Raw genomic sequence first — 26119 nt, 5'->3', positions numbered from 1 at the left:
ATAGGAAGTTACTCAAAAACTAACTTATATAACCAAATAAATTCGATCTGATTTTTATATGTTGAAGTTATCTGGTTATCACAGCATTCGCTGTTTTTTTTAGTTTTTAAATTTGACGAAACGTCACAAAAGGAGAGTGTGATGCCACATCACAACGTTCAACAACAAGCCCGAATGAGCTGGGTCAAGCTACCAACGAATTACAGTGTGTTGGTTGTGCTTGCTACCGTTTTATTGATTGTTATAGCAACTATTGGAGGAAAAAATCTTTACTTTAGAGGGGATTACGACATCTTTTTTGATGGAACAAATGAGCAGTTACTCGCGTTTGATGAAATTCAGACTACCTTTGCAAAATCTGACAGTCTTGCTTTGGTCATAGCGCCAAAAAGTGGCACTGTTTTTACTCCTAACACCTTATCTCTTATTCAGCAGATCACTGACGAGGCGTGGCAAGTCCCATACTCCACCCGTGTTGATTCCCTTGCCAACTACCAGCATACCGAAGCGTTTGAAGATGATCTTCTTGTCGAAGATTTACTGTATAGCGAATATGAATTGACGCCTCAGCGAATCGAGAAAGTCAAAAGTATTGCGTTGAGTGAGCCGGTTTTGAAAAGTTCACTGATTTCCGAAAAAGGGGATGTCACGGTCGTGAATATTACGGTCCAACTCCCTGAGGTCGATAAAACCGCTGAAGTACAAGAAGTGGTTGCCTACATAAACGGAATGATTGAGCGTTATCAGCAAGTGTACCCGGATACTGATTTCCACAAAGCCGGTATTATTGCAATGAACTACGCGTTTATGACCGCAGCTCAAGATGACAGCGCGACGCTAGTGCCGACCATGCTACTAGTGATATTGGTTTTCCTGACTCTCATGTTGCGCTCATTGCTTAGCGTCATCGCGACACTCATCGTTATTATCGGCTCAGTTATGGTGACAATGGGCTTATCAGGATGGGCTGGTATGTTCTTAAGCACGGCGACAGTTAATGTGCCTACCTTGGTGATGACGCTTGCCGTCGCCGACTGTGTACACATCATAGCGACGATGCGTCAGTCAATGCAAAGCGGCTTTAGTAAAGCCCATTCTATTGAACGAAGTATTGCGCTCAATTTCATGCCCATCCTGATTACCTCCATTACCACCGCGATCGGCTTTTTAATGATGAATATGTCGGATTCTCCAATCCTGAGAGATTTCGGCAACCTATCAGCCCTTGGCGTCATGATTGCTTGCTTCCTTTCCATCACATTACTTCCGGCGTTACTTCATATCCTTCCTGTTAGGGTGAAGTCAGACACTGCTGATGAAAGAAAGCACTTTATGGATCACTTAGGGGATTTCGTGGTGTCAAAGCGACATGCGTTATTGCCGTTGTCTGTGCTTGTTATTGTCGCGAGTGCGAGTTTGATTCCGCTGAATAAAGTCAACGATGAATCCGTCGAATATTTTGGTCATAGCAATGAATTTCGTCGAGCGGCTGATTTTATGGAAGAGCGAATCAGTGGCATGGCGAACATCAGTATCGCGATAAAAACTAACGAATCGCAGGGTATTGCGGATCCTAATTTTCTCAATACCGTGGGTAAATTTACTGACTGGCTAAGGTTGCAGCCAGAAACGGACCATGTTGCGACCTTGAGCGATGTTTATAAACGCCTAAACAAGAACATGCATGGAGATGATCAGGCTTATTACTCGCTCCCTCAAGACAGAGAATTAGCGGCTCAATATCTGCTGCTTTATGAAATGTCACTACCGTATGGCTTAGATTTGAACAACCAAATCAATGTTGATAAGTCGTCAATCAAGATGGTTCTCACCGTGGAGAACTTGGGCAGCGTCGAGCTTGTTGATTTGGAAAATCGTATTTACCAATGGTTTAACGAAAACGCGCCTCAGTATGATGTTGTTGCTTCTAGTCCATCACTGATGTTTGCGCATATTGGCGAAACGAATATGGCTAGCATGCTGTCAACCTTGCCTATCACTCTGGTCTTAATTTCGGCATTACTGATCTTTGCCTTACGCTCGTTCAAGCTCGGTTTAATCAGCCTGGTCCCGAATATCGCCCCTGCGCTTATTGGTTTTGGTATTTGGGCGCTGGTTTCTGGTGAAATTAATTTGGGGTTGTCTGTTGTTGTGACGTTGACGCTTGGCGTTGTGGTTGATGATGCTGTTCATTTTCTCTCTAAATACCAACACGCTCGTAAAGATGGCCATAGCGCGGAACAAGCGGTTCGTTACGCTTTTCGCACCGTGGGGCGCGCGCTTTGGATTACGACTGTCGTGCTTGTTGCTGGTTTCTCCGTTCTGGCGATGTCGAGCTTCCGCTTAAATGCCGATATGGGGCAGTTGAGTGCCATTGTTATCTTCATTGCTCTTGTTGTGGATTTCATCTTTCTACCGACTCTACTGATGTTGTTTGACAAAGGCGTCTACGACGAGGTGGACCGCCGAAACAAGCTTAAATCAACTGACTCTCAAACCACGGCTGTTACTCAGTCATAACGAATCAAAGGATTGAACATGAATTTACTAAAAAATGCCTTAAAAGTATCTGCACTTTCTGTCTCGCTTTTTATGAGTCATGCGGTGTTAGCGGATGAAGCGAAAGGATTAGAAATTGCTCAAGAGCGCAAAGCCCGTGATGAAGGGTGGGGGGATTCTGTTGCTACCATGAAAATGATTCTGCGGAACGCACAAGGAGAAAGTAGCACACGTTTAATGCGCCTCCAATCACTCGAAGTTGAGGACGATGGTGACAAAGGACTCACAATATTTGATGAACCAAGAGATGTGAAAGGCACCGCGTTTCTCAACCACTCTCATACAGTGGGTGCCGATGACCAGTGGCTTTACCTTCCAGCACTGAAGCGTGTGAAACGTATTTCCTCGCGTAACAAATCAGGCCCTTTTATGGGCAGTGAATTTGCGTATGAGGATCTCAGTTCTTTTGAGATCGAAAAATATCGTTTCAATTACTTAAAAGATGACACCATAAATGGGCAAGATGTTTTCGTCATAGAGCAAATCCCGACAGACAAAAATTCAGGTTATACCAAGCAAACGGTGTGGTTAGATAAAGCACATTACCGCCCACTGAAAGTTGAGTTTTACGATCGCAAAGGGTCGTTGTTAAAAACGCTTTCTTTCTCAGATTACAAGCAGTACCTCAACCAATATTGGCGAGCGCACACCATGGCGATGACAAATCATCAAACAGGAAAAAGCACTGAGCTAACAACAAGTGAAATGCGCTTTAACACTGGGCTAGAAGACAATGATTTTCATAAGAATGTGTTAAAGCGAGTGAGGTAGTGGAGGAGAAATGAACCGATCAAATGTTGGGTTGTTGCTTAGCGCAGCAACCTCTTTTTACTCGATGCCTCTTGCCGCCGTTGAGCTTGCTGGACAAGTCAATATTGAGCATCGTCAGTTTTTTGAAACTGGCTCTCAGGGTCAGAGCAAAGCGCAAACGTCATTGGTTTTGCAGCCAGAATTTTATTGGGAGATGCAAAATGGTGATGCGAGCTTTACCCTCACACCTTTCTATCGTTTGGATAGCCTAGACGATGAGCGAAGTCATGGAGACATAAGAGAGGCGCTTTATCTGACTTATTGGGATGATTATGAGCTTCGAGTTGGGATTAGTAAGGTCTTTTGGGGAGTGACGGAATCCGCCCATTTGGTTGATGTAGTAAACCAGACAGACGCCATTGAAGCCGTCGATGGTGAAGATAAACTCGGTCAGCCGATGTTGCATTTTACCTCATTCAAAGATTGGGGCACTGTCCATGCAATGTTATTACCTTACTTTAGGGAACGAACGTTTGCGGGTACTGACGGGCGCTTGCGAACCGAACCTGTTGTCTCAGATGATGCTATCTATGAATCAAGCAGAGAAGAAAAGCAGGTAGATGTGGCTTTTCGATATTCGAAAATGCTTGGCGATTGGGACGTAGGCCTGAGCTATTTATATGGAACAAACCGGGATCCTTACTTTCGTTTTGAGTACGGGGAATTAAAGCCTTACTACGCTCTGATGAGTCATGTCGGTCTCGATGTACAAGGAATCGTTGGCGATTGGTTATGGAAGCTGGAAAGTGTTTATCGAGATAGTGCTGATAATCATGTCGGTCTTGTGACGGGATTTGAGTACACCTTCGTTGGCGCATTTGACACGGTTTGGGATGTGGGTGTGATTGGTGAGTACCTCTACGACAGTCGTGGGAATAACGCACAAACTATCGGTCAAAATGATGTGTTTGCAGGCATTCGTTGGGCGCTCAACGACGAGGACGGAACGGAATTATTGACGGGAATCACAAAGGATTTAGATAACGCCGATGTTTACAATGCCAAGTTAGAAGCCTCGAGCCGAATATCGAATAACTTTAAGTGGCAAATTGATGCTTGGTTGTTCAAAAATGAAACGCCAAACGATTTGCTCTATTTCGCCCGAGATGACGATTTTATCGAGCTATCTATTCAATACTATTTCTAAAACAAAAGGGCACAACTTAACGTCAGATTAATGAAAGATGACATTTTTGACGTTTTTGTGCTCTTTTTATTCAATAACCTCTTCTTTTCGTAATTCAATTTGGCATTGGTGCCCGGTTTGGCTACTATGTACAGCTATCAAAAAACCAATCACTCCCTTATGGACACTACCAACAGGTAGATGAGGAAACGATGCAACATCTAGAAGAGATCATTGCTAGCGCGAGCACTGCAATTGAAGCTGCCGAATCGCTAGTCGCACTTGATGAAGTGCGTGTTCAGTATCTGGGTAAAAAAGGTGAGCTAACTGCTCAACTTCAAAGCCTAGGTAAACTACCACCAGAAGAACGCCGTGAAGCTGGTCAAGAAATCAACAAAGCGAAAGGCGTCGTTCAGCAAGCTATCGCAGCTCGTAAAGACGCACTACAACGTGCAGAGCTTGAAGCGAAACTAGCAGCAGAAACAATCGACGTAACACTACCAGGTCGTCGTATTGAAAACGGTGGTTTACACCCAGTAACTCGTACTGTAGAGCGTATTGAGAAGTTCTTTGGCGAACTTGGTTTCAACACCGAAGCTGGCCCAGAGATCGAAGATGCATTCCACAACTTTGATGCGCTAAATATTGCCGCTGATCACCCAGCGCGTACTGACCACGATACTTTCTTCTTCAATCCAGATTTGATGCTTCGTACTCATACGTCAGGCGTACAGATCCGTACGATGGAAAATGGTAAACCACCATTCCGTTTCATCGCTCCGGGCCGTGTATACCGTAACGACTACGACCAAACTCATACCCCAATGTTCCACCAAGTGGAAGGTATGCTGGTTGATGAGAACGTAAACTTTGCACAGTTGAAAGGCATCCTGCACGATTTCCTATGTAACTTCTTCGAAGAAGAAGTAGAAGTACGTTTCCGTCCATCTTACTTCCCATTCACTGAACCTTCAGCTGAAGTAGACGTGAAAGGCAAAAACGGTAAATGGTTAGAAGTACTAGGCTGCGGTATGGTTCACCCGAACGTACTACGTAGTGTAGGCATCGATCCTGAAAAATACTCTGGTTTCGCATTCGGTATGGGTGTTGAGCGTCTAACGATGCTTCGTTACGGCGTGAACGATCTACGTGCGTTCTTCGAAAACGATCTTCGTTTCCTAAAACAGTTCAAGTAATCCAGAGGGTTCATCAACATGAAATTCAGCGAATCATGGCTTCGTGAGTGGGTAAACCCAGCGGTTACTACTGACGAACTCACTCATCAAATTACAATGGCCGGCCTAGAGGTAGACGACGTTCTTCCTGTAGCGGGTTCTTTCACTGGCGTTAAAGTGGGTCACGTTGTTGAATGTGGTCAACACCCAGACGCAGACAAACTTCGCGTTACTAAAGTAGATGTAGGCGAAGAAGAGCTTCTAGACATCGTTTGTGGCGCACCTAACTGTCGCCAAGGTCTGAAAGTAGCGGTAGCAACAGTTGGTGCTGTTCTTCCAGGCGATTTCAAAATCAAAAAAGCGAAACTACGTGGCCAGCCATCTCACGGCATGCTTTGTTCGTTCACTGAACTAGGCATTGATGTTGAGTCAGACGGCATCATGGAACTAGCAGAAGACGCAGTAATCGGTACTGATTTCCGTGAATTCCTAGGTCTAGATGACGTAACGGTAGACGTAGATCTAACAGCAAACCGCGCTGACTGTTTCAGCATTCGTGGTCTAGCTCGTGAAGTTGGCGTACTAAACCGTGCTGACGTGACTGAGCCATCAGTAGAAGCAGTTGCCCCTTCAATCGACGATAAAGTGTCTATTGAAGTGAAAGCTCCTGCTGCGTGTCCTCGTTACCTAGGTCGTGTTGTTAAGAACGTAAACGTTCAAGCTGAAACGCCACTATGGATGCAAGAGAAACTGCGTCGTTGTGGTATTCGCTCTATCGACCCTGTTGTAGACATCACTAACTACGTGCTTCTAGAGCAAGGTCAACCAATGCACGCATTCGATCTAGCGAAGATCGAAGGTGGCATAGTAGTTCGTATGGCTGAGCAAGGTGAGAAGCTAACACTTCTTGACGGCAGCGAAGCAGAACTAAACGCAGATACATTAGTTGTTGCTGACCACAACAAAGCACTTGCAATCGCAGGTATCTTTGGTGGTGAAGAGTCTGGTGTAACAACTGAGACTAAAGACGTTCTACTAGAGTGTGCACTCTTTGCACCTGACCACATCCGTGGTCGCGCTCGTAGCTACGGTCTGCACACTGATTCTTCAATGCGTTTCGAGCGTGGTGTGGATTACGCACTACAAGTGAGCGCAATGGAGCGTGCAACTCAGCTTCTAGTTGAAATTTGTGGTGGTGAAGTAGCACCTGTTGTAGCTGTAGAGTCTGAAGCAGACCTACCTAAGCCAAACAAAGTTGCTCTACGTCGCACTAAACTAGACAACCTACTAGGTCACCACATCGCTGATGCTGACGTAGTAGAAATCCTAGAGCGCCTAGGTTTGACTGTTGAAGCTTCAGAAGAAGGTTGGCTAGCAGTAGCGCCAACATGGCGTTTCGATATCGCTATCGAGCAAGACCTGATTGAAGAAGTTGGCCGTATCTACGGTTACGACAACATCCCTAACCAACACCCAGCAGCAGCACTTAAGATGCACAACCACGTTGAAGCGGATCTTCCACTGAAACGCGTTCGTGATCTTCTTGTTGACCGTGGTTACCACGAAGCAATTACATACAGCTTCGTTGAGCCTGAACAACAAAAGCTAGTGGTACCTGGTGTTGAGCCTCTAGTGCTTCCAAACCCAATTTCTGCAGATATGTCAGCAATGCGTCTTGGTCTTATCCAAGGTCTGCTGAATACGGTTGTTCACAACCAGAAACGTCAACAGCCACGCGTTCGTCTATTCGAATACGGCCTACGTTTCATCCCATGTGAATCTGCAGAAAACGGCATGCGCCAAGAGCCTATGCTTGCAGGTGTTATTGCTGGTACTCGTGGTGAAGAGCACTGGGATATCGAAACTAACACCGTTGATTTCTTCGACCTTAAAGGCGACCTAGAAGCGATTCTAGAACTGTCTGCTAACGAAAAAGCGTACTCTTTCGCAGCACTGTCACCTGAAAGCAAAAAAGCTAACCCAGCACTTCACCCAGGTCAATCTGCGGCAATCATCGTAGACGGCAAAGAAGTAGGCGTGATCGGTACCGTTCACCCTGAGCTTGAGCGTAAGTTCGGTCTAAACGGTCGTACTATCGTATTCGAAATCGAATGGTCTGCAATCAACAGTAAAGTGATCCCAGAAGCGGTTCAGCTTTCTAAATTCCCATCAAACCGTCGTGACATCGCAGTAGTTGTGGACGAAGCGGTAGCATCTGGTGACATCGTTAATGCTTGTTTAGAGCAAGGTGGCGAGTTCCTTAAAGATGCGAAACTGTTCGACGTGTACGTAGGTAAAGGCGTTGAAGACGGTAAGAAGAGCCTAGCAATCGCTTTGACTCTACAATCAGTTGAGCGCACGCTTGAAGATGCAGACATCGCAGGTGCGGTAGACGCTATCGTTGCTCACGTTTCTGAGAAGTTTGGTGCGTCTCTACGTGACTAAGCGTTAGATGAACTATCTCTCTTAAGAAACTAAAAACCCTGTCAAATCGGCAGGGTTTTTTATGTTGAGCATTGTCTTATTGTGATTCACGTACTAGGCCGTTTACGTCACCTCCCACAACCTCAAAAATCTGGACCAAACTTGAGGTAGCGCTTAATCGAGATTTGGCATATATCGTTTTTCCGCCAACAGACGCTAACGCAAGTTTATTGGCAGCTAGGCGGCGAGTGAGAGGGTATAGCTAAGCAGAAGAGGCAGCGTAAGAATACTGAAAAAGTTGCCAAATAGTACCATTGACGCCACTTTCATGGGCTCTATATTCAGCCTTTCCGCAAATAGGTAATTCATGACGGCTGGTGGCAGCATTGTGAAGAGTACCATCATTTGCAATTGCATCGTTGGAAGGGGAATTAACCAATAAATAAGTGCAAATGCAACCGCCCCAGTTGCAAGCGACTGCACGGTACACAATACACCAACCTTTAAACCGTCCACTCTTAAATGACACATTTGCGCCCCCAGGGATAAAAGCATCACGGGTACTGCCGCTTGGCCAAGTAGAGCAGTCGCTTCGTATAAAGGTACCCATACACCCACATTTGACACGTTGAGAAACAGAGCCAACGACGCAGCTAAAAAGATTGGCATCTTGACTATTTGCTTAAAAGGGTTGCCATTACTAAGTAGCATTACACCTAAACTAATGTGCAAGCATGCTGACACGACAAATAGCAGTACTGCTGAGGATAGCGCAATTTCTCCAAACGTATAGGTAAACAAAGGAATAGCAAGGTTTCCGCTATTGCGAAACATATGTGGTGGTGCCCAGGTTTTAAACGACAGTGACGTCAATCGACACACTGGGATCATGAGTAGTGCGGGAACCAAAACCGCGATAATTGCTGCAAAAAGGAGTGGTCCCTGATTCGAGTCTAACGGCATGCTAACGAGCGAAGAAAACACCAGCGCAGGTGTGAAAACCTCAATGTTAATGCGGTTGATTGGACGAAAGTCAGGCTTGATGTAACGACCTACCAAATAGCCGACGCCGACAAGAGCAAAAACAGGGAAAAGAATATTTATGATTTGATTAATCATGGTCGCCTAGATGAAGTGTAAGGAGCTAATGTGGAGATACACGAAGAACCACATTATCAACCTTTATATATTGCGTCATCGCTGAACAGTGAGAAGCGTGGGTTTAATCAAGCTTTCTAAGCACAGTTACAAAGCCAGGTGGTCATACCATTTAGTTCAATTGTTACGTATCGAGTTACATACAAATCACTGAATTTACGACAAGTTCTATGTCAAGTGTCTGTTAAATAACCAATCTCTGATATTTTTATTAAATAGTGATTAATGTTGATATTTAAACTACTTTTAGTTTTATCAGCTGGATGTTTTTCCTATTAAAGAGAAAACAAAAACAAAAATATCAAAATGTTGGCGTTTAACAATAATTTACATAGTGCTATTCCTTTTGTTCGCCAAGAAAAAAGTTGGCGAAAATCATAAGCTTGTCATACACTTCCTGATGTAACCCCGATATGTTGTTGAATTGGTAGGGTAAAACTGCTCTGGCGCTACACTAACGTAGCATTGTTTAACATAGCTTTGAGGAAAGTTTTATGGCGCTCACAAAAGCCGAACTGGCAGAAAACCTGTTTGATAAATTAGGATTTAGTAAGCGGGACGCCAAGGAAACGGTGGAAGTGTTCTTTGAAGAGATTCGTAAGGCACTGGAAAGTGGCGAACAGGTAAAACTGTCAGGTTTTGGTAACTTTGATCTTCGTGACAAGAATGAACGACCTGGTCGTAACCCGAAAACCGGTGAAGATATTCCAATTACTGCTCGACGTGTAGTGACTTTTCGCCCGGGTCAGAAGTTAAAAGCTCGTGTAGAAAACCTGAAGAAAGTACAGTAAGCCGAATAAATGGATCACGCTAAGGCGTGGTCTTTTTTTTGCGTAAAACTTGTGTCGCATATAAACGAAAACCACCGCAATGCGGTGGTTTTTCTGTTTTTGAGTATATCTTAATGATATGGATTACGCTGCTTCTAGGTGCGTTGTTAAGTATGGTTGCCATGCTTGTTGGTACAAGTTTTTAGACTGTGCACGCATGTTGCGAATAGAAGCGAGTTCTAGTTCGCTTAGTTCGCGTTTCTCCATCATCGCTTGGCGTTCTAGTTTCTGGATTTTTTCGTATAGGTCGTGTTCAGGACCGCTTTTCACATCTGCGATGGCTTTTAAGTGCAGTTGAACTTCGGCAACCAGATTTGTCTTTGGTAAACGAACGAGTAAGTTCAAGTCTCTATAGCCTGAAGGACCAGGTTTTTTGAAGCGATTTTTTACTTTAACAATTGTTGTTTCACGCTCTAAGGTTTCATAAATGGAGACTAAGCTCGCGACGTCTTCAGCAACAATCGTGGCACGGGCTAGGTCAGTAATGCGTTCGACTTTTCCATCTAACTCCAAAGCTATTTTTTCTTCTGCTCGTTGTTTGGACTTTACGCCTGCGAAGTATGGCTGAGCATCATTAAGAAGTGCGGTACTTTTACAGATAGTTTCAAGCTCAAATTGTGCTTGGTGAGCTTTGCTGTAAAGAATGTCGAAGTCAGTGTATGGCTGAGTTGGAGTTGCGTCGATTGACTGAATACCATACAAGCCGCTAAGGCTATGTTTAAAGAGTTTCGAACAAACTTCGTTTTGACTTGTTGAACGATTTTGATCGCCACTCGGCGCTGGGGTAATTGGAAGTGCGGCAAATGCCGGTGCACGGCTAAGTACCAAAAGCATCAATGCTGTAGTACGAAGAAATAAGCTCATTCACTCTCCTTAACTTGCTTGTACTTAGAAAATAGGGAACATAAAGGTCGCTAAGTTCGGCAAATCAGGTACTAACTTATTAATGGGGTCATTACGAAAGATTCCAAGGTTTCAGTTTTGTCTTGAAGTGGAATCGTGCGTTAGATCACCATTTCTCTTTTCTTTATTCTGTTTATCAGATAAAGGCGTGGTTCCTATAAGAACGTTTACATCCTACCACCGCTGTATTAACCAAAGATGAACGGCATAGACAAATTGAAAAAAATCGTTAGTCTTACTTCTCAAAATGAAAATCAGCCGACAAGTAGAAAGTAAAATGAGAGACCAAGAGTTTTGGCATAATAAATGGGCCAGTAATCAAATCGGATTTCACTTGGAAGATGTAAACCCGCTATTACCTGCATATTGGCAACACACAAACCCAAAGCGTGAAGACAAAGTGTTAGTGCCTTTGTGTGGAAAGTCAGAAGACTTGATTTGGTTAGCGATGAAGCATGATTCAGTTGAAGGTGTTGAGCTGAGCCATATCGCTGTTCGTGCCTTTTTTGCTGAACATTTTTATACGCCAACCGTGACGCCTGTTAATGGTATGCACGAGCTTTATCAATTTGATGAGCTTTCTATTTATACTGGGGACTTTTTCACTGCTCCAGTATCTCAAGCCGATATCATTTATGATCGCGCTGCGTTGGTTGCTTTACCGCAAGATATGCGAGAGGAGTATGTAGAGCGTCTCAAGCAACTTTTGAATCCAGGTGGTCGTATTTTGCTTGTTACACTCAACTATCCTCAAGAAGAGATGGCGGGGCCTCCATTTAGTGTGCCAGTCGAAGAGATTGAGCAGTTATTTTCAGGTTACAAAGTTACCTGTTTGAACGTAGATGAAGCTGATGAAAGCCATCCTAAAATTGCGAAAAAAGGCTTAAGTCGCTTCTCTGAAGAAGTGTACCTAATCGAGAGTGAATAGTTTTTTTGGTTTGTAAAACGAAATAGCGCAGCAATTAGAGCTGCGCTGTTTTTTTGTACGATTGGAGCTCGTTTAATAAGTGATATTCACTTTTGATGCACTTTCAATAGCACCTTGAACGGCCTCTTCGGTGGTTTTTCGTCGCGTAAGGACAACACCTAAACGACGGCGACCATCGATTTCTGGCTTGCCGAATAGACGAACTTGCGTTTGAGGTTGAGCTAAGGCTTTGGTTAGGTTGTCAAAGCGAATGTTTGTAGAAGTCCCTTGACCAAGAATAACGGCCGACGCAGATGGACCATATTGTACGATATTATTAATCGGCATTCCGGTAAATGCACGTACGTGGAGAGCAAACTCTGACATTTCCTGAGAAATCATAGTGACCATGCCTGTATCGTGTGGGCGAGGAGAGACCTCATTGAAAATGACCTTATCGCCTTTAACAAATAACTCTACACCAAAGATGCCGTAGCCACCGAGTGCGTTGACTACTTTCTCTGCCGTGTATTCTGCTGCTTTTACTGCGTTTTCTGACATGGCTTGTGGTTGCCATGATTCGCGGTAGTCGCCATCTTCCTGACGATGGCCAATTGGAGCACAGAAGTGAACACCGTCAACGGCTCTGACGGTCAATAAAGTGATTTCGTAATCGAAGTCGATAAAACCTTCCACGATCACGCGACCTGCCCCCGTACGTCCGCCTTCCTGTGCGTAATCCCATGCTTTTGCTACGTCGTCTTCGGTCTTGATGACACTTTGCCCTTTACCTGAAGAACTCATAACTGGCTTTACTACGCACGGGATGCCTACATGCTCAACCGCGGCTTTGAAGTCTTCAAAAGTATCTGCAAAACGATAAGGTGATGTCGTCAGTTCTAGTTCTTCTGCAGCCAAACGTCGGATACCTTCACGATTCATTGTTAGCTTGGTTGCCTTAGCGGTTGGAACAACATTCAGCCCTTTTTCTTCAAGCTCTACCAGTTTGTCGGTTGCGATAGCTTCGATTTCAGGTACGACGTAAGTAGGTTGTTCCTTTGTAATAACTTCTTCTAAGGCGCTTCCATCTAACATATCGATGACGTAACTACGGTGAGCAACTTGCATCGCTGGAGCATTAGCATAGCGATCACAAGCAATCACTTCTAAACCAAGTCTCTGACATTCAATTGCGACTTCTTTACCGAGTTCGCCAGAGCCTAAAAGTAATACACGGGTAGCATTTGCGCTGGTTGCAGTGCCAAACATAGTGTTCCCTTACAAAATAGAGTGGTGAGACAGAAATTGCAGGAGATCATACTGAAGTTTCATGACAAAGCAAACGTTTGCTTTTGGTTTTTAGGCAATAAAAAAGCTCTACATGCCGTAGAGCTTTTTATACTGAAATTGTCGCTTATACGTTGACAAAACTAAGTGGAATATCTGGATTCAACGCTTCTAACGTTGATTGCGTATCAGCCAAATGACTGATCTTGCCTTCTGAGTTTTCTACCAGAGCAGCGGCTTTGATATTGTCAAAAGTTTCACCCGCAAGTAGTACTTGGATCAGCGCAACTTGTAATGGCGGCAAGCTAGGGTTAAACGCCGCATTTTCCGCATAAGCACCTTGGAATACACGGCCGCTAGCCATTTCTAATGCTAAGCCACTCAAGTTGTTGGTATATGGTGAGTGGCTCATGTTCATCGCTTCAACAGCGCTTTGAATTAGAGTGTCTTCATCATCGCATGAGAACTGATGCTTTACTTCTGCCATTAAGCCGGATTCGATACCGAGATCGTTTGGTCCAAAGGCTTCAGGTAGGTATTCATGCAGCGACTTTTCTTCGCGTTCTGGGAGCTGAATTTTAAGCTCGTTTGCGGTAGATAACTCGTTCATGAACTGACGGCAGTGACCACATGGGCTGAAGTTAATAGTGATATCTTTAATACCACGTTCACCTTTCATCCAAGCGTGGCTAATTGCAGACTGCTCAGCGTGAACTGTTTGACCTAACTGAACACCAAAGAATTCCATGTTGGCACCGAAGTAAAGGCGACCTGAGAGACCACGAACGATAGCACCGACATAAAATTCAGAAAGAGGAGCATAGGAATATGCTGCGGCAAAAGGAAGTAGAGCAACACGAAGCTCTTTATCTGATAGACCGGTAGCTGAAAGCAACTGCTCAAACTGTTGAACTGAAAGCGTAGCATCAAAATCATCAGCTTGGATGATAGGAGCAAGTTGTTTGGAAAGTGCTTCTGGAGCGCCTGCTAGCGCCTGTTCAATGCGACTTTTCATGTTGAATCCTTGTTATTGCATGGACAGTTATTCTATGTGAAGGATAGAAATGTTCCGTGCGTTAGATCACGATAAATAATGCAATTGATAATTCTGTTACATAATTAGAGTGAGCTCACACATGTATTCGATTGCACTGACGTGAAGCGTTATCTCCGTCTCACAATTAACCATATCAGTATATATTCATATGACCAAGACGCTGGGATATGTTAATTACGATGCCTACATGTCCACACAAGGTTATTCCTAGATATCTAAGCAACGTTGAGTCAGTAATATTGCACTGAATGTTGAAGTTATTAGTGTGTATCTCGTCAGAGTGCCTTAACGATCTTACTAGAACGGGTTGTTAGATGAGGTAATACAGAATTTTGGAAGGGATAAGGAAGAAACGGGAAGGCCACGGCCTGCCGGAAGGAGGGCAGACCGAGAGCGCTTAACTATTGATATAGCCAGACAGCCAAAGCAAAAAAGCTTGGAGCCAAAATAGAAGTGATGATGCCGCATAAAACCAATGCGAGTGATGAGAACGCGGCATCAATGGGCTGTTTCTCTGCACATGTCGCGGTGCCTAAGGCATGAGACACGGTACCCATTGTTAGGCCACGTGCAATCGGGTGTTTAATTCCAATTAAGTTGTAAATTGGGTATGCCAAAATCGCGCCCAATAAACCAACAATCAGAACCAAGATCGCCGCAACGGCAGCTTCACCACCGAGGTGACTCGAAATTTCCATTGCTATTGGCGTAGTGACGGATTTACCCACTAGACTTGCGATTAAACTGATATCTGCTTTGAAAGCGACTGCGATCAAGGTGGTTGTCATCATCGACATCACACTACCTACTGTGCAAGCAAAAGTGATGATTCGCCAGTTTGCTTTAATCTGTGGTAGTTGTTCATATAACGGGTAAGCCAGAGCAACTACGGCTGGTTGAAGTAAAAAACTGATCCCTTCGTTATCCGCATAATACGTTTCAAACGGTACATTTAAGTAAGTAAGCAAAGGAATGAGCACTGCAATACTGATCAGCAAAGGATTTGCTAGAGGATTATTCACTTTGATTGCGATTTGGCGCGCGACAAGAAAAACCGCAATGGTAACAACTAACCACATATCAGTGCTTCTCCTTTAGCAAGTAGTCCAGCAGCCAAGCGAGGCTGACCAGTACAATGAGTGAGCCTCCAACTGCGCTAGCAATGATAGGGAGGGCATTAGCGAGTAGCATATCGAAATGTTGCATTAATCCCACGCTAATAGGAACGAACAACAAAATCATGTAGCGGATAAATAGCGTGGCGCCCGGTTTGACCCAATCGACCTTTACAAGCCCAAGAGTCATGGAGAAAAACAGTACGAGCATACCGATGACACTTCCTGGGACGGAAACGCCAGTGAACTTTTGAATGGTAATTCCGATGCCAAGCGCCCCCATAATGAGGAAGATTGAAATGAGCAGTTGGATCAGTTGTAAGAATCGTTCTTTAATCATTTTGACAGTATATAAACAACAAGCACACCATAAGGTGCGCTTGTATTGGGAGGAGTTAAGAAGCTAAGCTCTCTACATAACGGTACACGGATTTTAATATCGCAATCTTCTTTTCGTCACTTTCATGTTCGTGAACTAAGTTTTCTAAATTCAGCATGTACTCTTCAATTTGGCTTTCAAACACTTCTCGACAGTGTAATGCCCAGCGTCTCTGTTCTTGCTCGTCTAATGTGCCTGGGAAGTTACGCGCACGATAGCGGAACAATAGAGGTTTAATGCGCTTGTCATCAAATTCAATGTCCAATGCGGCAAGATTGTTCGGGTCGGTTTCTCGAATGATATCCATGGCTGCGCGATCGGCCGGAGAGAAGAATCCGTCGTAAAGTTGTGTATCGACGTCATCACTTTTATCGAATTTACGCTCGACTGAAAAGAGGCTAATCAGCTTTTCTCTAATTTCAGGATGTTGGCGCAACAAAGCGAGATTAGCGAGACATTGCTGGCGATCAATGCCAATAGACTCCGCATTTTCAGCCGTTAACGTTTTTGCAGGGGCGAGAATAGGGCATTTGTTTAAATGAACCAACTTAACTGGCACTGGTAGCAATTCACCAAGATCTTCTCGCTTAGTGTAGAGTCTTTCGTGTAGCTCTTCTGCGGATAGCTCTAGAATAGGTTGAGGGTCTTTCGCTAAATCGATAGTGATAACGGCGTTATTATTGGTTGGATGCCAAGCAACAGGCACAATCCAGCTGGTGTATTGGCATTCGCGCCCTAGCATGCCTGAAACGTGCATCAAAGGCGTCATGTTGACGATGTCGACTAATTCATTGAGCTTACGCTTTTGGCGCATAGAAAAGAAGTAGTCAAACAATTTTGGTTGCGCTGCTTTTACTTTCTTCGCCATTTCGATAGTCGCAACCACGTCTGCCATCGCATCGTGCGCGTTACTATGTTCTATGCCGTTAGCAACAGACAAGTGCTCTAATTTAAAACTAGTGAAGCCATCTTCGTTTTCTGGCCATTCTACGCCTTCTGGGCGAAGGGCGTGGCATGCGCGTAGCACATCGAGTAAATCCCAGCGCGAGTTACCGTTTTGCCAACTCCATGCGTATGGATCGATAAAGTTGCGATAACAAGTATAACGGGTCACTTCGTCATCAAAGCGAATGCTGTTGTAGCCTAAACTGGTGGTATTTGGTTTCGCGAGTTCAGCGTGAATCTTAGCGATAAACTCAGGCTCAGAAAGGCCTTCTTGAACCGTTTTTTGCGGAGTAATACCAGTAATAAGCGCAGCTTCAGGAGACGGAAGATAATCAGCAGGTGGCTGGCAGTACATGACTAAAGGTTCGCCGATGATATTGAAGTTTTCATCTGTGCGGACACCAGCGAACTGGCTTGGGCGATCTTTCGCGGGGTTTGTTCCCCATGTCTCATAATCAAAGAAGAAAAAAGTGGGCTGATTATCTTGGTGCATTCTGCTTACCGTTTACAAAACCGATAACAGTATTAGACCATTCAACGCCTTGACTAGCAACGAAAGATGCAAGTTGAATTTTTGAAAATGAAAAAGCCGATGGCGAACCATCGGCTTGATATTTTACGTTTTATCGCTTTGGAAGGAATTTGAGTTCTATGCTCGTGTTTCTTCCAATGCTGTTTCGCTTTCTGGTGACTTCAGCACTCGGCTAGCAATCGTACCCGCAGTCATTGATCCTGAAACGTTCAGTGCGGTACGTGCCATATCGATCAATGGTTCAATAGAGATAAGCAGCGCCGCGATGGTCACAGGCAAGCCCATTGCAGGAAGAACAATCAATGCTGCAAACGTCGCGCCGCCACCCACACCAGCGATACCAAATGAGCTGATGGTGATAATCGCAATCAATGACAGGATAAAGTGCAGATCCAGAGGGTTGATGCCCATTGTCGGAGCTACCATCACTGCCAGCATTGCAGGGTAGATACCTGCACATCCGTTTTGGCCAATAGTGGCACCAAACGATGCTGATAGGTTTGCAATCGCTGGTGGAACGTTAAGCTTCGTGATTTGCGCTTCTACGTTTAGTGGGATCGTTGCTGCTGAGCTACGAGATGTAAACGCGAAGGTCAGTACAGGCCAGATTTTCTTAAAGTATTCCGCAGGGCTAACGCCGACAAAAGAGACTAATACGCCGTGAACAACAAACATCAGAGCGATAGCAACATAAGACGCCACAATAAAGCCAAGTAGGCTTAGGATGTCGCCTGCGCTTGATGTCGCTACCACTTTTGCCATCAGTGCTGCGATGCCGTATGGCGTTAACGCCATGATCATCTTCACTAATCGCATAACGATTGATTGAGCTGCTTCTACGAAAGTACGAATCGGTGATTCTAACTCTGCTTTTTCCATCATCACTTTACGAGCGGCGATACCGGTTAATACACCGAAGATAACGACAGCGATAATTGAGGTCGAGCGAGCACCTGTTAGATCAGCAAATGGGTTGGTTGGAATGAAGCTAACTAGCATTTGAGGAATAGTCAGGTCACTTACTGTACCAGCACGGCTTTCTAAAACGGCGATACGAGCGGTTTCACGCGCGCCTTCAGTTAAACCCTCTGCTGAAAGGCCAAATGTCGTTGTCACCAAGATACCGATAAGTGCAGCAATTGCAGTCGTTACTAGAAGAACAGAGATGGTCAGGCCAGAAATTTTACCTAATGATCCACCTTTCTCCAATTTAACAACTGCAGAGATCATCGATACCAATACTAGTGGCATGATGACCATTTTCAGTAGACCAACGTAGCCACTGCCTACAATACCGACCCATTCAAGTGTTTGAGCAATAGCACTGTTGCCCTCACCGTGAATGAGTTGCAAAGCAAGACCAAAAAGAGAACCAGTAACAAGACCGATTAAAACGAGACGAGAGAGTGTGTGTTTCTTTTGTTGTTGGTTAAATAGAAAGAACAATATGCCAACAAAGACGGCTAGAGAGGCTATCACTGCAAAATTCATAATCTGACCTTATCAACCTGCCGAAATGGCGGTTGTTTTTTATACGGGGTTTTATACGGATTTGTTTATGGGGCGTAAGATAACGCTCGCGATATAACTTTAAAAATGACAAACGGGTATTAGCTAGATCTAAAATGAATATAAAAACGAGATCTAAGTCGCGTGAGAGTGTGAATTAGCACGTTAAATGTACAAAATGGTTATTCGTAGTGATGCAGTAAGTCACGCATTTCTTGCCTTTGTAAGTAAACCACCGAGTCTTCTTGATAACTGAAAAGTTGATAAATCATCGCTTTGGCGACATCTTCCGCTCGAATAGGTAAAAAGTTGGACAGTTTGCCAAGCATGAATGGGCGAATTACCTTAAACAGAGTTTGCACTAACTTCTCGTCCGTTCTTGGGCTTTGACGTTGACCAACAAGCGGGCCTGGGCGAACAAACACGATTTCCTCAAAACCCATAGCTTCGATTCTTTGTTCCATTTGTCCTTTACAGGCTAAGTAATGGGATGGTGATTTACTATTTGCACCAAGGCTAGAAACAACCGCAAGGCGTTTGACTCCGATCGTTTTCATCTGTTGGGCGACTTTACACACCAGATCAACATCTACTCTACGTAAATTATCCTTACTGCCTGCTTGCTTAAGAGTTGTGCCTAAACAGATAAAGCCGATGGTCGGTGTTGGTTGGTTATCATCCCATTGGTGGATAGAGAGGTCGGCATCAATGAGAGGAACAAGCTTATTGTCCGCATCTAGGACGCCATCGAGTGGGCGGCGAGAAAGATAATATAAGGTACCAACACCTGATTGATTTATGAGGTTTGTAATGACTTTTGAACCGACTAAGCCAGTCGCCCCAGCGATGATGGCGCAGGTGTTGTTATCCATGTCCTTTCTCCTATATGGGAATATAGCCTAAGCTATTGTAGCGGATTTCAAGGAGTTACTTATAATCGAATGCTCGAAAGGTGAGACGCTCTGCGAACTCAGTAGACTTTCCTAACAGAAATCTGATTAGCGCTGCCCCAAGCGGATGCAAGGGTATACAATAGTGGACGCTCAAAACTGGGGCTGAGCAAGATTTCTTAATCAATGGAACACCTCTCACCCAGACAACATCAAAGGAACGTAAAAAATGGATGACTCTTTTGCAGCGGAGATACAAGCGCGCATAGATAACAAAACCAAACCTGTTGGTTCTTTAGGCTTATTGGAAAAGGTGGCACTACAGCTAGCTCTTATTCAAAGTCAGGATAAACCTCAGCCAGTTGATTCCATCGCTATCTGTAAACCGAGCATGCTGGTATTTGCTGGAGATCACGGCGTTGCAGAGGAGGGCGTAAGCATTGCGCCAAGCGAAGTCACTCAGCAAATGGTGGCTAACTTTCTCGCCGGCGGCGCTGCCATCAACTGTTTTTGCGACATCAATGGCATCCAACTCAAAGTAATAGATTGCGGCATGTTGGCACCTATTGATGTGCTGGTTCCAGAATTTAAGTCTCATCCAAACTTGGTTGAACAACGATTGGGTAACGGTACGGCTAATTTTTCTAAACAATCAGCGATGTCCCCAGAACAAGTGGCGCTAGGTTTAGAGTATGGTGCGAAGATTGCTGAGCAAACCATTTTGTCTGGCTCAAATCTATTGATGTTCGGTGAGATGGGCATTGGTAACACCAGTTCGGCTTCCGCACTGTTATCGGCGCTGAGTTCATTAGATATTGATTATTGTGTTGGCGTTGGCACCGGAATCAATCAACAGCAGTTGAGCCGTAAATATAAACTAGTGGCACAGGGCGTGAACCGATGTCGAACTCTGGATACCAAAGCGATTCTCGCACAGGTTGGAGGCTTTGAAATCGTACAAATGGTAGGCGCTTTTTTAGAAGCCAAGCGGCTTAAAACCCCAGTTTTAGTGGATGGATTTATCGTATCGGTTGCTGCGTATATTGCAACGTTGCTAGACGAAGAAGCACGCGAATACATGTTGTTTGCCCACCGCTCCGAAGAAAATGGACATAAGTTTGTATTAGAGTACCTAAAAGCAGAACCTCTACTCGATCTTGGTTTACGATTAGGGGAGGGAACCGGAGCCGCTCTTGCCTTACCCTTGTTAAAAGCTGCTGCCCAGTTTTACAACAAGATGGCGAGCTTTGAGAGTGCAGGAGTTACAGTATAGTGTCAGTCCCTGATAATTCTGAGAACGTCACGCCGTCATCGTTAAGATACCAGTGGGAGTTGTTTCTATTAGCTATCAGTTTTTTTAGTCGCTTACCCGTACCCCAAGCGTTGCCATACAGTGAAGAACGCATGAATCAGGCCGGACGTTATTTCGCGTTAGTTGGTCTCGTACTTGGAGCGCTTTGTGCTCTGGTATTTTCGCTCACCTCAATTCTTTTCCCAGAATCGGTTGCCATAGTATTAACAATGGTGTTTAGCTTATTGTTAACAGGGGCATTTCACGAAGACGGCTTGACTGATATGGCGGATGGCATTGGCGGTGGCATGACTGTCGAGCGACGCCTCTCTATTATGAAGGACAGCCGCATTGGCACTTATGGTGCAGCCACTCTCATTATGGCGTTATTGGCTAAGTATGTTTTTTGGAGTGAACTGGCTAACTTGCCGCAGTTTTGGTTGGTCATTGTCGTCGCTTATACCGCAAGCCGAGCACTAGCCGCGACGCTTATTTATGACATGCCTTATGTCAGTGACAGTGATACGTCGAAAAGTAAACCGCTGGCAAGTCGCCAGTCTTCTCTAGAAGTCTCCACTTTGTTGTTTACTGGTGGCATAACATTGCTTGTGCTTGGTATCAAGCAGGCGATCTTTATATCGCTTGTTCTCGTGGTATTTCGTTTGATGTTCAAACGTTGGTTAATCAAGCGAATTGGCGGCTTCACGGGGGATTGCCTTGGCGCAGCGCAGCAGCTATCGGAACTGCTTGTTTATCTCACTATGATTGGGTTTTATCACATCTCATGAAGCAATTGATACTCGGTGGCGCGCGCTCTGGGAAGTCGCATTTGGCGGAAAAAACAGCCAAGCAATTATCGACCACTTCTCAATACTCATTACATTATGTTGCAACCGCGCTGCCATTTGACCAAGAAATGCGAGAGCGAATAGCGCATCATCAAAAGCAACGAGGGGGCGAGTGGCAAGAGCATGAATGCCCCCTTCATTTATCTGAGTTACTGACAAATTTCGCTAACACCGATGTTGTACTGGTCGATTGTTTAACCTTGTGGCTCAATAATTGGATATTTGAGTTAGGTGATGAATGTTCCAATGAGAAGCTAGAAGCAGAAATTGAAAAGCTTATACAGGTGGTACGTGGCTCAGATGCGACGTTAATATTCGTCTCTAATGAGGTTGGAATGGGCATTGTGCCTTTGGGGGCGGTTAGTCGTTACTTTGTGGATAATGCAGGACGGATGAATCAAAAACTAGCCAGTGTTTGCCATCGTGTTACCTTTGTTGCTGCTGGTTTGCCGTTGGTTCTTAAAGAGTAGGATGGAACAAAATGAAAACACTCAATATCTATCTTGTGCGTCATGGAAAAGTAGATGCTCCACCAGGGCTCCATGGCCAAACAGATGTAAAAGTTACGCCTGCTGACCAAGAAAGCATTGCTCGGGCTTGGATCGAGAGTGGACGAGGTGTGGGTGGAGTGATTTGTTCTCCTCTTTCACGTTGTCAAGAACTGGCAAATATAATTGCTGAACAGCAATTATTACCAGTAATGACGGATGAATCTTTACAAGAGATGGCATTTGGTGATTTTGATGGTGTGCCTTTTGATATGCTCACTGAACAATGGAAAAAGCTAGATGCTTTTTGGCAATCGCCAGCACAACACACGTTGCCGAATGCTGAGAGCTTAAGCACATTTTCTGAGCGCATATGTCGCGCTTGGTCTCAAATCATCAACGATATCAATGACAATCTACTTATCGTCACGCATGGTGGCGTCATTCGTATGATTCTTGCTCATGTATTGGAGTTAGATTGGCGTAACCCCAAGTGGTATTCGACGTTGTCGATAGGAAACGCTTCTGTCACGCATATAACAATTACCATAGATGAGCAAATTTACGCCACGGTCCGTTCGATTGGCGTACCTCTTTTAAATCGTTAACTTATAACAATTAAAATGCCCAGAGCGATATTGCTTATGGGCATAGTCACGGAAGATGTCAGTGGAAGCCCATCTGCTAGATGCAGGAAGCGAAAATTGACTCAGTTACATAAAAAGGAAATATAGAAATGACAACGCCGAGTTGGGATTTGTCCATCGTTTATAACGACCTTTCTGACCCACGAATTCAAGACGATAGTGCTCTTGTGGAACAATGTATTGATCTTTTGAATAAACAATCAGCAGATTGTGGCAACGTAGAGATCATGCAAAATGCGATTTTGACCAATGAAGCCGCGAGTCGTTTAGCGGGCACAGTTGCAAATTTTGCGAGTTGTTATGCTTCTGTTGATGCAACAAACGCCGAAGCGAAATCGTTACTTGGTAAAATGACCCGCATCTTTTCGGAGCTTTCTCAAGCGTTCAGTCCCTTTGATTTGACACTAACGCATGCCGACGAAGAGTTTATCTTGCGCGTGTTAGACCATGAGAACCCTGATATCAGTGGGCAAGCTTTTTCTATCTTGAACTCCAGAAAGTTGGCGGATACTCGTCTTAGTAACGCCGAAGAACAGCTACTGGCTGCGATGAGTGTGGATGGTAAGTCGGCTTGGGGTAACCTATACGATAACCTGACTGGCTCATTGAAAGTGAAGCTTGAGTACGCAGATGGTAAGAGTGAAGAGCTTGGGTTTTCTCAAGCGGCAAGCATCCTTTATGGGTCTGAATTTGAGCGTCAAGAAGCCGCGTGGCGAGGCGTACAAGATGCAATGCAAACGCACCAAGAATCATTCGCTGCAATTTTGAATGCGTTAGCAGGATGGCGTTTAACTGAAAACAAAAAGCGTTCGACGAAGCGTGAAGTTCACTTCCTCGAGCCGAGTTTGCATGGTAGCCGAATCCAAGCTGAAACTTTAAATGCGATGATGACCGTAGCCAAAGACAGTCGAGCTATTGGTCAGAAAGCGGGTTTATTGATGGCGAAAGTACATGGTCTGGATGAGATGAAACCTTGGAATCATCTGGCAGCTATGCCCGCCTTGAGCGGTGAAGCGAAGGTTTACGACTTTGATGAAGCGATTGATGTTATTTGTGAAGCATTTGAAACAGTAAACCCTGAGATGTCGGAGTTTGTCCGTTTGATGGTACAAAATGGTTGGATTGATGCCGCGCCAAATGCCAACAAGCGTCTTGGAGCATACTGCACCAAACTGCCAGCAACGCGAACACCACTTGTGTTTATGACTTGGAGTGGCAGTCGCTCAGACCTTATGACTCTTGCACATGAACTTGGCCATGCGTTCCATAACTGGGTTATTCGTGATTTGCCACTTTGCCAAACTTACTACCCAATGACGTTAGCAGAAACCGCCTCTATCTTTGCAGAAAACATCGTTCGTGATCATTTGATTTCGAAAGCGGAGAACGTCGATGAAAAGCTAGAGATGTTGTGGGAAGAGTTGTCATCTGCGCTAGCTTTAATGATCAACATTCCGGTCCGCTATGAGTTTGAGAAATCGTTCTATGAACGCCGCCAGGATGGAGAGTTAACCGCAGATGAATTCTGTGAGTTGATGTCTGAAACTTGGAAAGAATGGTATGGCGACGTAATGAGCGAGCCGGATCCGTACTTCTGGGCAAGCAAGCTGCACTTTTCTATCGATAGTGTGAGTTTTTATAACTACCCATACCTGTTTGGTTTCTTATTCAGCAAGGGTATTTATGCACAGCGAGAAACCAAAGGCGAAGCGTTTTACACCGATTACATCAATTTGCTGCGCGACACTGGCTGCATGATGGCGGAAGATGTTGTCGAAAAGCATCTATCGATGGATTTAACTCAACCAACGTTTTGGCAGCAGAGCGTTGAGCTAGTGCGTGAAAAAGTCGATGAGTTTGAGCGTTTGCTCGCACAGCGCGGCTAAGTTTTTCGCAGAGTTGATGCATAATCTGCTTTATAGCTACAAAAATTTGATCAAATCATAATGATCTTAATCAGGGCTGTGGTAAAGTTCACAGCCCTAACACTTTGTAATTGTTTAAAAATTAAACGCCTCAATGCTTGATTTGAGTGCCTGGCGCGAAAAGGTATCGGATTTTCGAGGGAAATAGTGATTTCTACTCATAAGTGAGATCGCAGCAACAAAAATCCTTTGTACAATTTATTAACATACCCGCCGTGCTATTAAGGAGTAACGCATGACGAAGTCTCTCTTTCGCCAATCGTTTTTAACTGACACGTTAGATGTTCATATCGATGTTGCACCAGCGGAGCAGGTGCTTTCTAACGGTGTAAAACTTAAACTCTATCAGCGTGGTGTATTAGAAGTAATCCCTGCGAATTATACTCAGGATACGAAGAACATCATCATCTCTTGTGGGGTTCACGGAGATGAAACCGCACCGATGGAGCTGGTGGATTCCATTATTCAAGACATAGAATCTGGGTTCCAGACGGTCGATACCCGTTGTCTGTTCATTATCGCTCACCCAGAATCCACTCTGGCGCACACGCGATTCCTTGAAGAAAACCTCAACCGTCTGTTTGACGAAAAAGAACACAAACAGACAAAAGAGCTTGTCATCGCTGATACGCTAAAGCTGCTCGTTCGCGATTTCTATCAGGATACCGACCCGACAACACGCTGGCACCTTGATTTACACTGCGCGATTAGAGGTTCGAAGCACTATACGTTTGCAGTAAGTCCTAAGACTCGTCATCCTGTGCGAAGCAAGGCATTAATCGATTTCTTGGACAGTGCACACATTGAAGCTGTGCTCTTGTCAAACTCACCATCGAGTACGTTTAGCTGGTACAGTGCCGAGAATTTTGGTGCGCAAGCTCTCACGATGGAGCTTGGTCGTGTGGCTCGTATCGGTGAAAATGACCTCGATAAATTGACTGCGTTTGATTTGTCTTTACGTAATTTGATTGCGGAAACGAAGCCAGAACACCTACCAAAACCATGCATTAAGTATCGCGTAAGTCGCACAATCGTTCGCTTGAACGAAGATTTTGACTTTATGTTCGACGACAATGTTGAAAACTTCACCTCATTTGTTCACGGCGAAGTGTTTGGTCATGATGGCGACAAACCATTAATGGCGAAGAATGAAAACGAAGCGATTGTCTTCCCGAACCGCCACGTCGCAATAGGTCAACGTGCAGCTCTGATGGTTTGTGAAGTGAAAACCCGTTTTGAAGAGGGTGAGTTGGTTTACGATTAATCCAACATTGCTTTGAGAAGTTAATTGCAATTTACCGAGGCTTAACTGTA

General features: G+C 44.6%; 22 protein-coding genes. 13 read left to right on the top strand and 9 right to left on the bottom strand.

What is annotated here, in order from left to right; translation table 11 throughout:
- The first annotated feature begins 141 nt into the window (after positions 1-141).
- From FR741_RS09080 to pheT, 5 genes are all read left to right on the top strand, one after another.
- Positions 142-2520, top strand: coding sequence for an efflux RND transporter permease subunit (locus tag FR741_RS09080; RefSeq protein ID WP_167426677.1), 2379 nt, complete (start codon positions 142-144; stop codon positions 2518-2520).
- Between the two features lie 18 nt (positions 2521-2538).
- Entirely contained in the window at positions 2539-3330 is a 792-nt protein-coding gene (locus FR741_RS09075) for an outer membrane lipoprotein-sorting protein (RefSeq protein ID WP_005395903.1), read from the top strand.
- Positions 3331-3340: 10 nt separating this feature from the next.
- Positions 3341-4516 (top strand): hypothetical protein, encoded by a 1176-nt coding sequence (locus FR741_RS09070; RefSeq protein WP_167426676.1) that lies wholly within the window; start codon positions 3341-3343, stop codon positions 4514-4516.
- Between the two features lie 191 nt (positions 4517-4707).
- Positions 4708-5691, top strand: a complete 984-nt coding sequence (pheS, locus tag FR741_RS09065; RefSeq protein ID WP_005385470.1) for a phenylalanine--tRNA ligase subunit alpha — start codon at positions 4708-4710, stop codon at positions 5689-5691.
- 18 nt (positions 5692-5709) lie between these two features.
- Complete coding sequence (gene pheT / locus FR741_RS09060) at positions 5710-8115, top strand: phenylalanine--tRNA ligase subunit beta (RefSeq protein ID WP_167426675.1); 2406 nt, start codon at positions 5710-5712, stop codon at positions 8113-8115.
- 216 nt (positions 8116-8331) lie between these two features.
- Here pheT and FR741_RS09055 read toward each other — a convergent pair whose 3' ends face one another.
- Entirely contained in the window at positions 8332-9213 is an 882-nt protein-coding gene (locus tag FR741_RS09055) for an AEC family transporter (protein ID WP_167426674.1), read from the bottom strand.
- 533 nt (positions 9214-9746) lie between these two features.
- Here FR741_RS09055 and ihfA point away from each other — a divergent pair.
- Complete coding sequence (ihfA, locus tag FR741_RS09050; RefSeq protein WP_005377899.1) at positions 9747-10043, top strand: integration host factor subunit alpha; 297 nt, start codon at positions 9747-9749, stop codon at positions 10041-10043.
- A 123-nt stretch (positions 10044-10166) separates the two neighbouring features.
- Here ihfA and FR741_RS09045 read toward each other — a convergent pair whose 3' ends face one another.
- On the bottom strand, positions 10167-10946 hold the full coding sequence (locus FR741_RS09045; protein ID WP_006741655.1) for a RelA/SpoT domain-containing protein: 780 nt from the start codon (positions 10944-10946) through the stop codon (positions 10167-10169).
- 316 nt (positions 10947-11262) lie between these two features.
- On the opposite strand from FR741_RS09045, the gene FR741_RS09040 reads away from it, so the two are divergent.
- On the top strand, positions 11263-11913 hold the full coding sequence (locus FR741_RS09040) for a thiopurine S-methyltransferase (protein ID WP_104969334.1): 651 nt from the start codon (positions 11263-11265) through the stop codon (positions 11911-11913).
- Positions 11914-11985: 72 nt separating this feature from the next.
- On the opposite strand, the gene purT is transcribed toward FR741_RS09040, so the two are convergent.
- The 7 genes from purT to FR741_RS09005 form a co-directional block, all read right to left on the bottom strand.
- Positions 11986-13161 (bottom strand): formate-dependent phosphoribosylglycinamide formyltransferase, encoded by a 1176-nt coding sequence (gene purT / locus FR741_RS09035; RefSeq protein WP_167426673.1) that lies wholly within the window; start codon positions 13159-13161, stop codon positions 11986-11988.
- Between the two features lie 145 nt (positions 13162-13306).
- Positions 13307-14194 (bottom strand): cytidine deaminase, encoded by an 888-nt coding sequence (gene cdd, locus FR741_RS09030; protein ID WP_005397788.1) that lies wholly within the window; start codon positions 14192-14194, stop codon positions 13307-13309.
- A gap of 443 nt (positions 14195-14637) precedes the next feature.
- The gene (locus FR741_RS09025) at positions 14638-15315 is read right to left on the bottom strand and encodes an LrgB family protein (RefSeq protein ID WP_005377888.1); all 678 of its coding nucleotides are present in this window, start codon (positions 15313-15315) and stop codon (positions 14638-14640) included.
- 1 nt (position 15316) lies between these two features.
- Positions 15317-15691 (bottom strand): CidA/LrgA family protein, encoded by a 375-nt coding sequence (locus tag FR741_RS09020; protein ID WP_005397786.1) that lies wholly within the window; start codon positions 15689-15691, stop codon positions 15317-15319.
- 55 nt (positions 15692-15746) lie between these two features.
- Positions 15747-17168 (bottom strand): exodeoxyribonuclease I, encoded by a 1422-nt coding sequence (gene sbcB / locus FR741_RS09015; protein ID WP_167426672.1) that lies wholly within the window; start codon positions 17166-17168, stop codon positions 15747-15749.
- Between the two features lie 156 nt (positions 17169-17324).
- Positions 17325-18698 carry an L-cystine transporter gene (locus FR741_RS09010; protein ID WP_109168439.1) on the bottom strand — a complete coding sequence of 458 codons (1374 nt, stop codon included), beginning with the start codon at positions 18696-18698 and terminating at the stop codon, positions 17325-17327.
- A gap of 200 nt (positions 18699-18898) precedes the next feature.
- Positions 18899-19588 (bottom strand): NAD(P)H-binding protein, encoded by a 690-nt coding sequence (locus FR741_RS09005; protein WP_005397784.1) that lies wholly within the window; start codon positions 19586-19588, stop codon positions 18899-18901.
- 247 nt (positions 19589-19835) lie between these two features.
- On the opposite strand from FR741_RS09005, the gene cobT reads away from it, so the two are divergent.
- The 6 genes from cobT to FR741_RS08975 all read left to right on the top strand — a co-directional run bounded on the left by cobT (position 19836) and on the right by FR741_RS08975 (position 26069).
- Positions 19836-20879: a nicotinate-nucleotide--dimethylbenzimidazole phosphoribosyltransferase gene (gene cobT / locus FR741_RS09000; protein WP_167426671.1), complete on the top strand. Its 1044-nt coding sequence runs from the start codon at positions 19836-19838 to the stop codon at positions 20877-20879.
- A complete protein-coding gene (locus FR741_RS08995; protein ID WP_167426670.1) occupies positions 20879-21685 on the top strand; it encodes an adenosylcobinamide-GDP ribazoletransferase in 807 nt (268 codons plus the stop codon). The genes cobT and FR741_RS08995 overlap by 1 nt, the downstream gene beginning before the upstream one ends.
- Entirely contained in the window at positions 21682-22215 is a 534-nt protein-coding gene (gene cobU / locus FR741_RS08990; protein WP_167426669.1) for a bifunctional adenosylcobinamide kinase/adenosylcobinamide-phosphate guanylyltransferase, read from the top strand. Before FR741_RS08995 ends, cobU begins: the two co-directional genes overlap by 4 nt.
- Before the next feature lie 11 nt (positions 22216-22226).
- Complete coding sequence (cobC, locus tag FR741_RS08985; RefSeq protein WP_167426668.1) at positions 22227-22841, top strand: alpha-ribazole phosphatase family protein; 615 nt, start codon at positions 22227-22229, stop codon at positions 22839-22841.
- Positions 22842-22969: 128 nt separating this feature from the next.
- A complete protein-coding gene (locus FR741_RS08980; RefSeq protein ID WP_167426667.1) occupies positions 22970-24766 on the top strand; it encodes a M3 family oligoendopeptidase in 1797 nt (598 codons plus the stop codon).
- Between the two features lie 274 nt (positions 24767-25040).
- Entirely contained in the window at positions 25041-26069 is a 1029-nt protein-coding gene (locus tag FR741_RS08975) for a succinylglutamate desuccinylase (RefSeq protein WP_005377878.1), read from the top strand.
- Positions 26070-26119 lie beyond the last annotated feature (50 nt).

This window comes from Vibrio diabolicus (genome assembly GCF_011801455.1).
Taxonomy (GTDB): domain Bacteria; phylum Pseudomonadota; class Gammaproteobacteria; order Enterobacterales; family Vibrionaceae; genus Vibrio; species Vibrio diabolicus.
This window is presented reverse-complemented; position numbering and strand designations above follow the sequence as displayed.

Coding starts and splice junctions, on each gene's coding strand:
- FR741_RS09080 (WP_167426677.1), top strand. CDS start 142: ATGCCACATCACAACGTTCAACAACAAGCCCGAATGAGCTGGGTCAAG.
- FR741_RS09075 (WP_005395903.1), top strand. CDS start 2,539: ATGAATTTACTAAAAAATGCCTTAAAAGTATCTGCACTTTCTGTCTCG.
- FR741_RS09070 (WP_167426676.1), top strand. CDS start 3,341: ATGAACCGATCAAATGTTGGGTTGTTGCTTAGCGCAGCAACCTCTTTT.
- pheS (WP_005385470.1), top strand. CDS start 4,708: ATGCAACATCTAGAAGAGATCATTGCTAGCGCGAGCACTGCAATTGAA.
- pheT (WP_167426675.1), top strand. CDS start 5,710: ATGAAATTCAGCGAATCATGGCTTCGTGAGTGGGTAAACCCAGCGGTT.
- FR741_RS09055 (WP_167426674.1), bottom strand. CDS start 9,213: ATGATTAATCAAATCATAAATATTCTTTTCCCTGTTTTTGCTCTTGTC.
- ihfA (WP_005377899.1), top strand. CDS start 9,747: ATGGCGCTCACAAAAGCCGAACTGGCAGAAAACCTGTTTGATAAATTA.
- FR741_RS09045 (WP_006741655.1), bottom strand. CDS start 10,946: ATGAGCTTATTTCTTCGTACTACAGCATTGATGCTTTTGGTACTTAGC.
- FR741_RS09040 (WP_104969334.1), top strand. CDS start 11,263: ATGAGAGACCAAGAGTTTTGGCATAATAAATGGGCCAGTAATCAAATC.
- purT (WP_167426673.1), bottom strand. CDS start 13,161: ATGTTTGGCACTGCAACCAGCGCAAATGCTACCCGTGTATTACTTTTA.
- cdd (WP_005397788.1), bottom strand. CDS start 14,194: ATGAAAAGTCGCATTGAACAGGCGCTAGCAGGCGCTCCAGAAGCACTT.
- FR741_RS09025 (WP_005377888.1), bottom strand. CDS start 15,315: ATGTGGTTAGTTGTTACCATTGCGGTTTTTCTTGTCGCGCGCCAAATC.
- FR741_RS09020 (WP_005397786.1), bottom strand. CDS start 15,691: ATGATTAAAGAACGATTCTTACAACTGATCCAACTGCTCATTTCAATC.
- sbcB (WP_167426672.1), bottom strand. CDS start 17,168: ATGCACCAAGATAATCAGCCCACTTTTTTCTTCTTTGATTATGAGACA.
- FR741_RS09010 (WP_109168439.1), bottom strand. CDS start 18,698: ATGAATTTTGCAGTGATAGCCTCTCTAGCCGTCTTTGTTGGCATATTG.
- FR741_RS09005 (WP_005397784.1), bottom strand. CDS start 19,588: ATGGATAACAACACCTGCGCCATCATCGCTGGGGCGACTGGCTTAGTC.
- cobT (WP_167426671.1), top strand. CDS start 19,836: ATGGATGACTCTTTTGCAGCGGAGATACAAGCGCGCATAGATAACAAA.
- cobU (WP_167426669.1), top strand. CDS start 21,682: ATGAAGCAATTGATACTCGGTGGCGCGCGCTCTGGGAAGTCGCATTTG.
- cobC (WP_167426668.1), top strand. CDS start 22,227: ATGAAAACACTCAATATCTATCTTGTGCGTCATGGAAAAGTAGATGCT.
- FR741_RS08980 (WP_167426667.1), top strand. CDS start 22,970: ATGACAACGCCGAGTTGGGATTTGTCCATCGTTTATAACGACCTTTCT.
- FR741_RS08975 (WP_005377878.1), top strand. CDS start 25,041: ATGACGAAGTCTCTCTTTCGCCAATCGTTTTTAACTGACACGTTAGAT.